The 13,229-nt window shown below is 62.5% G+C and carries 9 protein-coding genes; all 9 read right to left on the bottom strand.

Features of this window, described 5'->3' with window-relative positions:
- Positions 1–6 precede the first annotated feature (6 nt).
- Positions 7–981, bottom strand: coding sequence for an electron transfer flavoprotein subunit alpha/FixB family protein (locus VLJ37_04875; GenBank protein HSA59000.1), 975 nt, complete (start codon positions 979–981; stop codon positions 7–9).
- Positions 982–1,000: 19 nt separating this feature from the next.
- Positions 1,001–1,777, bottom strand: a complete 777-nt coding sequence (locus VLJ37_04870) for an electron transfer flavoprotein subunit beta/FixA family protein (protein HSA58999.1) — start codon at positions 1,775–1,777, stop codon at positions 1,001–1,003.
- A gap of 12 nt (positions 1,778–1,789) precedes the next feature.
- Positions 1,790–2,380: a TetR/AcrR family transcriptional regulator gene (locus VLJ37_04865; GenBank protein ID HSA58998.1), complete on the bottom strand. Its 591-nt coding sequence runs from the start codon at positions 2,378–2,380 to the stop codon at positions 1,790–1,792.
- Between the two features lie 52 nt (positions 2,381–2,432).
- The gene (locus tag VLJ37_04860; protein HSA58997.1) at positions 2,433–3,821 is read right to left on the bottom strand and encodes an alkaline phosphatase family protein; all 1,389 of its coding nucleotides are present in this window, start codon (positions 3,819–3,821) and stop codon (positions 2,433–2,435) included.
- Between the two features lie 21 nt (positions 3,822–3,842).
- Positions 3,843–4,625, bottom strand: a complete 783-nt coding sequence (locus VLJ37_04855) for an ABC transporter substrate-binding protein (protein ID HSA58996.1) — start codon at positions 4,623–4,625, stop codon at positions 3,843–3,845.
- Positions 4,626–4,685: 60 nt separating this feature from the next.
- Complete coding sequence (locus VLJ37_04850; protein ID HSA58995.1) at positions 4,686–6,083, bottom strand: TolC family protein; 1,398 nt, start codon at positions 6,081–6,083, stop codon at positions 4,686–4,688.
- A gap of 99 nt (positions 6,084–6,182) precedes the next feature.
- Positions 6,183–8,087 (bottom strand): haloacid dehalogenase-like hydrolase, encoded by a 1,905-nt coding sequence (locus VLJ37_04845; protein ID HSA58994.1) that lies wholly within the window; start codon positions 8,085–8,087, stop codon positions 6,183–6,185.
- 61 nt (positions 8,088–8,148) lie between these two features.
- The gene (locus VLJ37_04840; protein ID HSA58993.1) at positions 8,149–9,114 is read right to left on the bottom strand and encodes a hypothetical protein; all 966 of its coding nucleotides are present in this window, start codon (positions 9,112–9,114) and stop codon (positions 8,149–8,151) included.
- Between the two features lie 10 nt (positions 9,115–9,124).
- Positions 9,125–13,225, bottom strand: a complete 4,101-nt coding sequence (locus tag VLJ37_04835; GenBank protein HSA58992.1) for a hypothetical protein — start codon at positions 13,223–13,225, stop codon at positions 9,125–9,127.
- Positions 13,226–13,229 lie beyond the last annotated feature (4 nt).

Raw genomic sequence — 13,229 nt, 5'->3', positions numbered from 1 at the left:
TGTCTCCTATTCCGTTAGGACCTTTTTAAATTCCTGGGTCAGCAACGGGACGACCTGAAAGAGATCGCCGACGATGCCGTAATCCGCCTTGGTGAAGATGGGGGCCTCCGGGTCCTTGTTGATCGCGACGATCACCTTGGAGGTCCTCATGCCGGCCAGGTGCTGGATGGCGCCGGAGATGCCGCAGGCGATGTAGAGGTTCGGGTTGACGACCTTGCCCGTCTGGCCCACCTGCATGTCGTGCGCCGCGTAGCCCGAGTCGACCGCCGCGCGCGAGGCGCCCACCGTGGCCCCGATCACGTCGGCCAACTCGTTCAGAATCTTGAAGTTCTCGGCCGCCTTCATGGCGCGGCCGCCCGAGACGATGACCGCCGCCTCCGTCAGGTCCGCCTTGTCGGACTTGCCCTTCACGATTTCCTTCATGACGGCCCGGAGCTCACCGGGATCGATGTTCTTTTGGACGACTTCGGCGGACGCGCCCGCTCCGGCGGCCTTGGCGACGAACGAGTTCGGGCGTGCCGAGGCGATCTGGAGATCGCCCTCGAACTTCACGTCCACGAAGGCCTTGCCGGAATAGATGGGACGGGTGGCCACCAGCTTGCCCCCGTCGATCTTAAGGTCGGTGCAATCGGCCGCAAGCCCGGCGTTCAGGCGCGCGGCGAGGCGCGGAAGGAGGTCCTTGCCCAGGGGACTCGCGGTTCCGAGAATGACGGAGGGTTTCGCTTCCTGGGCGAGGTCGGAGATGACCTTCACGCAGCCCTCCGTGTTGTATTTCTCGAGCTTGGGGGTGTCGACGACATAGACCTTCTTGGCCCCGAAGGACCCCAACTCCGCGGGGTTCTGCAGCCCGTGTCCGACAAGGACGACGTCCACCTCGCCGCCGATCTGGCCCGCGAGCTCGGCCGCCTTGGTGACCAACTCCTGCGTGACTTTTTTGACCTTTCCGTCCTGATGTTCGCCGATGACTAAGATGTTGCCCATAAATTCTCCTTAAATATCGTTAAATGACCTTCGCTTCCTCACGAAGCAGCTTCACCAACTCCTTCACCACCTGCTCGGGCTCGCCCTGCAGGACCTTTCCGGCCTTCCGCTCGGGCGGCAGGCGGTAGTTCGTGTTAACGGTCTTGGGCTTGGCCTCGCCGACCAGGTCGCTCGCCTTGAGCGCCGCCATGGGCTTGGTCTTTGCCTTCATGATGCCCGGAAGCGACGCGTAGCGCGGCGTGTTGAGCCCCTTCTCGGCGCCGACGAGCGCCGGAAACGCGACATCGTAGACCTCCTTGGCCCCTCCGCCCACGCGGCGATAAACCGTCGCCCCGTTCTTGGCCGCGTTCAGCTCGAATTTTTCGGCGATCATCACCTGGGGGAGGTTCAGGAACTCGGCGACCATCTGAGGCACCTGGGCCGCATCGTCGTCGATGGCCTGCCTGCCGGTGAAGATAATGCTCGGGTTCTCGTTCTTGAGGGCGTTGGCAAGCACCTTCGCGGTCACGAAGGGGTCCATCGGAATGCCTCCGTCGTCGATGTGGATCCCCCGGTCCGCGCCCATGGCAAGCGCCGTGCGGATCGCCTCCACGCAGCGCGCAGGACCGAGAGACACGACGACCACCTCGCCGGCTCCCGCCTTCTCCTTGGTCTTGAGGGCCTCTTCGACCGCATATTCGTCGTAGGGGCTGATGATGTACTTGATCCCGTCCGCTTCGGTTCCGGACGAGTCGGCCTTGATCCGGATCTTGGTCTCGGTGTCCGGCACCTGCTTAATGAGGACTGCGATTTTCATAAGTTCACCTCGTTATGATTGATTACTGATCCCGCGAATGAACAAGTCACCCACCTGCTCCGCGCAGGTCTCCAAACTGTATTTTTTCTTCGTCATCAGGAGCCACTCCAGCGCCAGCTCATCGACACAACCGAAAATCGCCCGCCGGAGCACGCGCGGCTCCAAGTCCTTCCGGAAGACGCCTTTGGCCTGCCCCTCTTCCAGGATGCCCCGGACGACGTTCAGGTACTCGCTGAACTTGCCGCCTTCGTATTCCTTCATGAACTTCGACGACTGCCTGAGCTCGATTTGGAGGACCTGGGCCAACTCCGGGTTCTTTTGGACGAGGCGCAGGTGGAGGCTAATGAACTTCTTCAGCTTTTCCTTTGGGTCATCGATTCCTTCCAGCTCCTTCTTCGCCACCTCGATGAAGAGGTCCATGCTGTGCTCGAAGATGGAGATGAGGAGGTCGTCCTTGTTCTTGAAGTAGAGATAGATCGTGCCTTCCGCCACCTCGGCGATCTTGGCGACGTCGGCGATGGTCGAGTTGTAAAACCCCTTCCGGGCGAAGACGCGGATGGCGGCGTCCAGGATGCGAAGCGATTTTTCCGACCGAGTTTCCATGAATGAATACTCATTCATGAGCTAACACCCTGCGTCAAATAAAGTCAATCTCTTAGATGAGACTACGGCCGTCGATGGCGGCCGGGATGGGGCGGCCCAGGAGCTTGAGGACCGTCGGAAAGACGTCCGCGGAACGCACGGGGCCCTCGGGGAGACGTACGTTCGTCACCAAGGGAACCTGCATGTGCTCCCAATGAAGCGCGCCGTGCGAGGACTTGTGCTCGTGGATCTCATAGCGGAGACGCAGGTCGCTGCCCTTGGCGGCCGAAAGGATGACGTCCCCCGCCCGTCGGGACCGGAAGATCTGCAAGAGCTGCGCCGGGGCGTCGGGATAGTCGGTCTTTTCCGTCAATCTTAACGATTCGCGCTCGGTCATCGCCGCGGGCAGACCGGTATAGCCGAAGGGATCGCCGCCGCTCGTTTCATAGCGGATGTTTCCGTTTTCCGAGATCGCCGCCTCGCCCTTTTTGCTCTTCACCACGACGGCCCCGTCGGACCTTTGGGCGGCCAGAAGATCCACCTCCGGTTGCTCCAACAGCCGGTCGATCAAACGGTCCTCGCGGGACGCCAGATGCTCCCAAGGGGTGCGCCCCTTCCAGCCCCGTCCGTTCTTGAGGTAGACGTTCGCCATGCCGTTGCCCGAGACCATGCTGGCGGCCTCAATACGCTTTTTGAAAAGGATCTTCGGATAATAGAGAGTCTCGATCCCCGATTTTTCCAAAAATTGGTTGAGAGGGAAATGCCGGGAGGTTTCGGAAAGACCGTGGTCACTGACGATGACGATCGCCGTCTCCTCCATCTGGCCGCGCGCCTTGAGGGCGGCGACGATCCTTCCGACCGCCCGGTCCAACCCCTCGTAGGCCGCGATCGTGCGCGGGTGAAAGGGGCTCGAAAGATGCGAATACTCGTCGATCGCCGGAAAGACCGCGAAAACGAACTCGGGGTCGCGTTTCAGCGCCTCGACGACTTTTCCACCCGCCGCCTCGTCCACCAACCCCCAGCGGTCGGTCAGGTGGGCGTAATACCAATACCAGATGCGGGAAAACTTCGTCCGATCCCCATTGAGTCCGGCGCCGCGATTGATGCTGCTGAAGACGTTCACCGATTTCGGGATGATCTCGAACAACGTCCGTTTGTCGGGCGCCAGGTCGCCGTTCATGTAGAACGACTCCGCACCCACGTAACTGCGAAACCGGTCCATGGAGAAACGCCGCTCCGCGTAGCGGTCCTTGTCGAACCAGCGGATGCCGGGAAGATTGCAGGTTCCGGGGTAGCAGCCCGTCAGATAGGGCAGGTAGGCCGGTCCCGTCGTGGAGGGAAAGGCCGTGACCGCCGCCCGGAGCGAACCCGGCGCGATCAGGTGCTCCGAGATGGCGGGAAGTTTGCCCCGTTCGGCCATGTCGCGCATCACGTCGGCGCGCGCCCCGTCGGCCAATATCATCACACAACGTTTGTACATTCCTTACTTCTGATCTTTTTCCTGCAACTCTTTGAGCTTGGACTCCATGCGGTGGACGAGGTTGGGATATCCTTCTTTGGCGATGATCTTGTCGAATTGGTACTTATAGTTGTCCAAGAGGCTCGCCCCGTCCACGATCACGTCGTAGATCTTCCACCCGCCTCCGGCGGAACCCCCGTCCTTCTTGAGCTTGTAGTTCAGCTCGATCTTGAGAGACTCAGACGGGATGTGCACGAGGCTCATGGCCAGGGCATTCAACTCGTTCGGGTTCGTGAACTTGTGCCCCTCGTAGGTCACGGAGTAGACGTTTTTCGATTTCTTGGCCTTTTTCTGACCCTGCTCCTTGGAAAAAATGGCCTTCTTCTCCAGAAGGCGGATCATGAGGTCCACGAACGCGTCCTGCTCCTGCGGCGTACGCTCGCCCCAATGCTTGTCCAGGGCCAGCCGGCAAAGCTCCCGGATGTCGAAGGTCCCCTTGATGACCGTCCGCTTCAGGTCCTCGTTGTATTGCCTCTGCTCGGCGGTTTGAGGATCGAGCACGTAGGAGTCGAGCATGTCGTCCAGGTCCTGGATGGCGCGGCTGGGCGACCCTTCCGGAAAATACTTGGCCTGTTTCTTGGCCGCAGGGGGGATGACGAAGGGTTTCGTTTCTTCGGCCGCCGGCGTGGGGGCTGCGGGCGCCAAGGGAGCTTCCGCCGGCTTGGCGGGGACCGGAACGATTTCGGGTTTCTCGCCACACGCGGCAGCCAGGGCGATCAGTCCCACTGCGATGAGTATTTTTTTCATTCCTATCTCCTCTAGCTTCCTTTACGAGCAGTAGCGAGCACTGCCCCGCGGGAAGCGGGGCTATTCCGGCAAACGTCCGATCTTCTGGTCCAGCTTGGCCACCGCAACGTTATAATTGAACACGGACTCGAAGTACTGTCCGCGCGTCTGCAAAAAACCGGACAGAGCTTCGATCAAATCCTTGGGCTCCGCAAGCCCGATGTCATAATTGCTCTGTGTGAGAAAAAGCAGCTGCCGCGAAAGCTTCCCCGCCTCCTCGGCCCGGTCGACATCCAACTTGGTGTTCCGAACGTCCAGGAAGGCCTCCTTCACGTCCAAGTCCACGCCGTCCTGGGCGAGCTCTTTCTGGACCTCGATCTTGTAGAGTTCGCTCTTGGCCTGCCGTACTTTCGAAAACCCCGTATGCCAGTCGAACTGTCCTTTGAGCTGGAGGCCGATGCCGGCGCGCGTGAAGTTGAACGGGTCGCTGAAATCGTCCGTCGTCGTCACGCCCGTCACGCCCGGCGCGCGGCCGATCTCGAAAAACGCGCCCACGCCGAGGTTCGGGGCCATGAGCCTCTTCTCCAACTTCACTTGCTTGGCCTTGGCTTCGTAACCCAGCTCCAGGAGCTTGAGATCGCTGCGGTTCTCCCACGCTTCCTTCTTGTAATCCTCGAACGAACCCAGCCTCCGCACGAGCGGCCTGAGCTTGTCGGTCGCGAGGTCGAAACGCGTCGTGGGATCGAGACCCAGTTGGACCCGCAGCGCCTCGCGGGCGAGTATCTGCTTCTTGTCGCCCTCCTCCATCTTCTTTTCCAGCTCCGCTCGGAAGAGTTTGAGCTTGAGCAGTTCGGTGGGGTCGCTGCCGCCTTCGTCCTCCCTCTTCTTGATCTGCTTATCGACACCCCCATGCGCCGAGTCCAAGAGGCGGCTCACTTCCTCGGCGAGCAAGATGCCGTAATAGAGCTGTTTGACCTTAAGGACAATGTCCCCTTTTTTCTGGGTCTTCTTCTCCCGCTCGGCCTCGATGCCCGTGTCGGCCAGTGATTTACCCGTCTTGACCTTGCCGAAGGTGTTGATCGGGACTCCGATGCCCAACTTGAACTTGTTCAAGACGGAGATATCGCCCGAAAAGAAACTCTCCATCGCGCGGCCGACGTCCTGAGGGACCGGCGCCAGCTGGTACTCGTAATCAAAGATGGGATATCCGATGCGGCTCGCCTCGGTTTTTTTCTCTTTGGCCGTCTCGATGCTGTAGTCGGCCACCTGCAGCTCGGGTTGGTAGACAAGGGCCCTCTGGACGCAGTCGTCGAGGGTGAGACGGTGAAGATCGCCGGAACCGCCGCCGAAAAGCTTTTTCGCCTTCTCCGTCGCCGTCTCGAGCGTCCTTCCGGAGGATTCCTCCTCGTCGCCACCGCCCAGAAGCTGGGCGGAAACCGGCGCGGAAAGCAGCGGATACAGGAAAAAAAAGAACAGCAAGGCTGCGGTTTTTCGAGAGAATTTTGGCATGCGTGGTCTGGAAATAGACCCGCTGGATTACTCTAATGGGGAGAGAAAACTCAAGGAGTTTGTCGAGAGCTAGGCGCCGAGGCTTCTCTGGAAGAGGAACGCCAGCGCGCGGTAGGCGGTAAATTGGAGCGAGCGGAGCCCCCAGAAACCGAACGTCTTGCCCGCGGGATTCCTTCGCTCGTCGCCGCCCCGCCATCGCCTCAGTCCCGTCACCCGTCCCCCGACCGTCACCAGCTCCGCGCCGGCCGACGCGATAAAGGCCGCCGCCAAAGTCGGCAGAAATCCGATCGAATGTCCGCCCGCCGCCATGGCCGCGGCGACGGGAATCATCCCGCGCAACAAGGACCTCCGCCACCCGGAGACGGGCCCGTCCGGCGGCACGAGAAACGTGGTCACGGCCGAGGCAAAGAAGGCCCCGACCGCCATGCTGGGCGCCGAGGCCATCAGGTCCCAGGAAACATTCGCATGACCGCCGTGGGTCATGGCCTGATGGGCGGCTTCGGAGACGGGGGCGGCCGCGAAGACCCCCGCCGTATCGCTGAAGACACGAACGGCGTAACGTCCGACGTCGCCGACCCAAGCGGGACGCCGCGGAGGTGTCTCCTCCTCGTGAACGAATTTCCCGGTTTCGGACGTCGCGAACGTGAGCCGCCGGACGCCGTTGCCGAACCACCCCTCCTCCTCGTCGACGGCGATCCCCCCGTCGGCCAGGGTTTCCGTCTTGAACGCCTCTTTGGGAGGATTGGTGGCGTAAGCGACGCCCCCGTCCTGCTTGACGAGATCCAACATGGGACGGTCGGACGGAGAATCGGAGTAGCCCGTGACGATCTTGAATTGGATGCCCCGGTCGCGCAGGGGCTTGAAGACGGATTCCTCCAAGGCGGCGACCTTTTCCTCGCCGTGCAGCCATCGGAAGTTTCCGGTCGCCCTTTCGTTCTTATCGACTTCGATCACGGTCCCCAGCATGTTCTCTTCGGGGACCCCCAAGTCCCTGGCGTGCATCTTGACCAGGTATTCGAGGGACGCCGAGACGCCGATGATGAGGCGATTCTTTTGCCGGTGCCTTTGAAATTCGGTCTTCATGAATTCGCTGACGCCCCGCCTTCCGTAACGGGTGTAGAAACGCGTCAGGCTCTCCTGAGCCCGCTTGGCGTCGAGCCCCTTGAGGATGGGCTCGAAGGTCCGGGCAAAAAGGGCCCGGTCGGGACCGTGGGCCTTCTCTTGGATGCGGAGCCGGATGATCCCGGGAATGGCCTTCAAAAGGCGCCACCAACCAAAGCCGGCGGTCGCCTTCGGGCCGTAGCGAAGGACGTCGCGGAGGAGCCATTCAATCGAGTACTGCCCTTCGAAAAAGAGCTCTCCCTTGTGGGTCGTTCCGTCGACGTCGAAGAGGGCGATCTCCAGCGGCCTGTCCCGGTATTGCTCCGGACGATCCAGAACGTCCTTCAGGGAGATCGCCTTGGGCGTCGCCACCATCGAGACTCGCGACCTCTCGTGGATGCCTTCCAGCAGGCGGTCGACGGACTCGCGAACCGCCGCGTCGTGCTGAAGCCGGGCCGAATCCGAGAGCTCGGTGTAATCGAGGGCGCGGCGGTCAATCCTTCCCGTCGTTGAGACGGAATCCCCTGTCGCTGAGACGGAATCCGAAGAAGCGACAAGTTCGGGAGTCGCCGACAGAACGATCGTCTTCAACTCGGCGGCCTTTGTGCCCAGGGCCTGCAGAAGGGCCTCGGACGGCTCCGGATGATTTCCTTCGACGAAGCTTGTGAGATCCCGGCGCGCATCCGCCGAGAGCGACAAACTCTCGCAATGCTCCGAATTTTCGTTGAGGGGGCTTAAGGCCGTCCGAAGGATCTCCGTGGCGGAAACGCCGGCGGCGAGATTCGTGACGCCGATCTGTTGGAGCAGGGACAGCGGCGTCAATGCGGCCGCGCCCGTTATGGACGTCGAGGAGGCAATGGGAGGAATGGACATGGATCAAGTCTCCATTCGCCTCTTCGACCGGTGTACGTTTTTGTTGCTTGCGAAAAGGAAGCTAGCCGCCCGCACCGCCGTCGCCGGGCGTTCCGCTCGTTGGGGTGTAACGGATCAGACGCATGCGGACGCGGGAGGGGTTGGAGGCGCCGAGCACGTCGACGCAATCGCCGTCGCAGACATCTTGGACTTCACCGGAGACGGGCAAGAGGACGTCCATGGGAGCGTCCAGGATGACGACGGTTTCGTTGGCAAAATTCGCCTCCGCCATGGCCTCCTCGCCGTCCGCGCGGGGCGCGTAGAACGACAGGACGCCGTAGTCCAGGGCGGGTCCCATGCCGCTGGAGGTCCGGGCGGCGGAGCGGATGGTCATCTCGACCTCGCAATCGGAGACATGGCCGGCCGAATCCCGGACGAAATGGAGGACGCCCTCCACGGGCCAGGCGAAGCCCACGCGGTTCTTGTCGGCGAAGGCCGGGAATTGATTCGCCCAGGGGCCGGTCAGGCCCGCACGGGTCATATTCGTGTCCGTGAGAGGCTGGCCGGACTGTCGGGCCTGGGTGAACAAGGCCAGAGGGCCGATCGGGGCGTCGGGATCGACCGTCGCCCATTCGGACGGGACGCTGTCCCATTTGAAGCGGCCGCGGAACGTGATCCGTCCGTCGGAGCTTCCCAAAATCGTCAGACTCGAACTCGGCATGACCATGTGGAAGCTGCCGTCGGTCGGGGTCCCCGCGCCCAGGCGGACGCCCTCGCCTTCTACAAGCACGCTGAAGCGATTACCCAGGGGATTGGCCGGGAGACAGGCGTCGAGATTGGCCTCGGGCGTGTTGGGGATCGTCGTGTCATTGCCATCCGGCGGGGCGATCGGACCGATCCCCGAATCGCCAAGGTCCGATCCGGACCCGCAACCAGCAACCGCGCCGCTCATCGAGGAGAGTCCCAAGGCCAGGGCCCCGGCGCGAACCCAGTTCCCGAGCCCCGCCGCCATCATATTGAGCTGTCCCAATAATCCCGTCGTATACATACAGACTCCCTTATTCCGTCAGGTCGAACGTGAGCCCCGTGCCGATGGTGAGATACCGGACCGGCAGCAGGTCGTCTTCGGTGATCCCCAGGACCGGATGATCCACGCGCACGCCTTCGAACCCGTACTGCTCCAGGTCCAGCCCATCCCAGATATCTTGGAGGTCGTGGATCAGGTCGCAGTCCTCTTTGTTAGGATCGTTCACGCACTCGCAGGTGTCGGGATCGTCTTCCGCATAAATCTCGCAGTAGGCCTCCAGAGGCAACTGGGTCGGCAGCTTGATCCGGATGTCGCGCGCGTTGCCGAAGACGTATTTTTCCAGGATCAGCCCCACCTGGGTCTTCATGGCGGAGGCGATCTCGTTGTCCGGCACGATCGTGTTGTTGTCCAGGACCGAGAACTCAAGATACGTCTTGGACTTGTCGAGCTGCATCTCCTCGCCCGGGGAACCGCCGTCGGCCTTGATGATCGAGGAGAGACCTCCCTCGGCGCGGATAATGCCCGCGTCCTTCACCCAGACCAGAAGAGTCACGAACACGCGTCCGGAGACCTTGAAGCTCACCATGGGGAGCATCCGGCTCGCGTCGCATTCTTCCTGATTCGCGCCGGGGAAACGGTCCGAGTCGCACCAGTTCTTGATCTCGCCCGTGCCCTTGATGACCTCGGCGTTCCAATCGGCGACCTTCTCCTCGAAGAGCGTCATGAGGGTGTCGCCCAGACCGATCTCCAATTCCGCCATGATGGCGGTCGGGGCGCCTTCGCCGTCGCCGCCGACGTCGATGGGGCTCGCCGTGACAAGCCGGACCGTGGGCGGATAGAAGGGATTCATGTTGTTGCGGATCATGATGGGCGTGAGCGCATCGTGCTCGGTGCCCGGCACGCCGTCGCCGTCGAAGTCCACATACTGGATCGTCGTCGGGCCCAGGACGTTCTCGATGTTCAGCGGGAACGGGAAGCACTTGTAGGAGTCCCCAGCGACCTCGTCGCCGTTCTTGTCCTTGCACACGCTGGAGCCGATGTCCGGGATGCCGAAGTCGAAGTCCTCGCGGAGCTTGGTGGCCGTCAGGTCCAGCATCTGGTGCGCGTCGCCTTCCTGGCGGGCGAGCTCCCACAGGAGGATGCCCACGGAGTGCAGGGCCGAATTGACCGTCTCTTCGTTGAGCGCCAGATTGACCTCGTTCCCCATGCCTTGGGCGGCGTCGATCGGGTCGAGCATGTGGTCGTCGCCCGTCTTGGAGAGGGGCCCGAACTTGGGCGTCTTGAACTCCTCGGGCAGGTTATTCAGAAATTCTTTTCCGTCGCGCTCGGCCTCGTCGTTTTTCTCGGAGACGCCTGCGGGGATCAGCAGGCCCTTGCCCTTGAAGCCCAAGCCCCGCGGGTCGACCGTCACGCCGGCGGAGCCCAAGGGCGCAAAGAAGTCCATGTGGAAGCGGTTGTCCAAGAGCGTGAGCGAAACCGGGGCGACCTTGTCGTTCTCAAAGCGGTCGAGCGTGGCGTCCAGACGCTTGGGGATGCTGCAGCGGACCAGGGCCTCCACCGTGCATTCCAGCTGCTTGCGGGTGCTCTGCTGCTTGCGCGGTTTTTCCCCGAAGAGGGCCTGGTCGGCCACCGGGTTCAGGTTCTCGAGGGCGCGGCAAACCTCGCTGTCGATCCAGAGGTTCCGGCCGTTCCCTTCCTGGCCGGCGTAACCGCCCTGGTAGAGCTCGGAGACGTCCTTGTCGCAGTCGAACTCGATCGGGAACTTGTCGTCCGCGATGAATTCCATGAGTTTCCGGTCGGGCGCGTTGGTGAGCCCGACATGCAACCGGCCGTCGGCGGACTTCTCAAAGGAGACGTCGAGGTTCAAGACCATCTCCTTCATGGTGAACTTGACCGGGATGACGTGGGTCGCGAAGTCGGGGTCCTGAACAAGCCGTCCCGGCAGATCCTTCGAGTCCGGAATGCCGTCGTTGTCATCGTCCTGGTCGGAGCAGCCGAAGTAGCGCTCGTCCCCGGCATCGACGTCGGGGCAACTTCCCCTGGGAACACTCTTGTCGAGGACGCATTTGCGGGAGGCGTTCAGGCCCTTGCCGAAGGTCCCGGTGAGGGAGATCTCCTTGTCGCAGACGCCGTCGTGGTTCTCGTCGTCGCAGACGCCGATCGCCGGCAATTCCTTGTCGCAGATGCCGTCGTTGTCGGCGTCGTCGTCCTCCGTGTCCACGATGCTGTCGTTGTCCGAATCGATGAAGCGCATCGTGTACATCTCGGCCCGGCCGTGGAAGCCTTTGACCTTCATCTGCACCCTCAACCGGTTCTGATTGAGGAAATACAGGCTGGGGATTTCGATGGAGCCGATCTCGTCGCTGCAGTCGGCGTCGCAGAAGGTCTTGATCGCGACCACGCGCTCCTTGCTTGCCAGGTGGCCGAAGGTGCAGTTGGCGTCGTCCTCGATCGACTTGAGGCAGGAGATTTCCTGGTCGCTCGGCTGGCGCGGGTCCATGAGCTGGAAGAAGAAGTCGTCGACGAATTTTTTGGAGTTCACCACCTTGAGGAGGAGCGGCAGGACCTCGTCCTTGACGAAGCCCGCCTTGACGAAGCCGCCCACGCCGTTGTCGACCATGGCCGCCTTCAGGTCGAACTTCTTCTCGGCGTCGAAGAGCGGGCGGACGTTGCCGTAGCCGAAGGCGCGCGTCTCGAAGGTCTGGTTGCCCAAAGCGTCCACGGCCTTGATCGTCGCCGTGTTCACGGGAAAGCGGAGCTCGGGGAACGCCGCCTGGAAGTGCGTCTTGCCGTCCACCGTGCGCTTGCACATGGCGACGAACTTCGGATCGAGGTTGTCCCCTTCCCTCTCGTCGTTCGACTGCAGGCAGACCGCCGCCGTGCCGCACGCCGGCGGATTTGAGTTGTCGCAGCTCGTGGGGTTGGTCTCCGGCACGTTCTCTTCCTCACCGCCACAGGCGCCCAAGGTCACGTCCACCGTGACGGAGGCCGCTTCGTCGGCGGTGATGGATTTGCCGTCGACGTCGTCGATCGCGTGGCCCGCCTCGTCCAGGTAACGGACGCAGAGATCGGGACCCTTCAGATCGACGTCGAAGGGAACCACGGAAATCTGCTGGGCGGCGCCGATGTCGGAGCCCGTCACGAGGTTGTTGACGAAGAGTTCGATCTCGTTCCTGCCGTGCCCGAGCGGCACCGTGAGGCGGAAGCCTCCGGGGCAGAAGGAATCGGAGGACACCTGGCAGACGTCCGAACCCGCCTCGGCGCAGCTCGCATCCACCAGGACCTCTTTCGCCGGAGTCACGGAATCGTCCGTGATCGTATTGACCGCGCGCACGAGGATCGAATTGCCCGCGGGCGGCTCGGCGTCATGGCTGTTCACGCACAGCTCGACCGTCTTGGAACGCACCGCCGGAGGCGTGACCTCCATCGTGTGGGGCTCTCCGTCCGGACCGTTGTCGTCGGTCGTGTCCGGGCCGGCGGCGCAGAGATTCGGGATCGCCACGGGACCGTCGCAGATCCCGTCGCCGTCGCTGTCGCCCTCGAGTTCGTGCAGGCCGAAGCAGGACGGATCGGAGGCCGAGCAGTCGGCCGTCGCCCCGCCGACGCGCGCGCGGGTGACCGTCAGATGCGGCTTGGAAACCCGCAGGACGCGGCGCGCGATGGAGACGTCGGTGAACGCCCCGTCGTCGGTGAGCACCCGGCCTTGGATCACGATGTCGAAGACGCCCTCGTCTTCCAGAGGGACCGTCGTCATGAATTCGCCGGTTGCGGCCAGGGTCTCCAGCTCGGGCACGAAAAGGCCGGAGGGGCCAAGCAAGGGGTCGGCGGGAAAATCGTAGGAAACGACGAAGTCGGCGACCTGCTCCAGCTGATCGGCGGTCTTGAACTTGCCGTTGATGCAGACGCCCGCGCCGACGACTTCCTCGTCGATCGAGGACGCCGGCGGGCCGTCGACCGGCTCGGCCACGCAGAGCGTGTCGGCCTGGAAGCGGCTCGCGTCCCCGTCGCACCAGGCGGTGCCGGCGGGCTGGTGGGCATCGGGGCAGACGAGGGCGGCATGGGCCTGGGAAGAAACCCCGAGGATCATTCCCGCCACCATCCAACCGGCCAGTTTTGAGACCAGACGCTTCATGATT

The organism is bacterium (assembly GCA_035454885.1).
GTDB lineage: Bacteria > UBA10199 > UBA10199 > JACPAL01.
The sequence above is the reverse complement of the archived record's forward strand: the minus strand, read 5'-3'. Positions and strand labels throughout refer to the sequence as shown.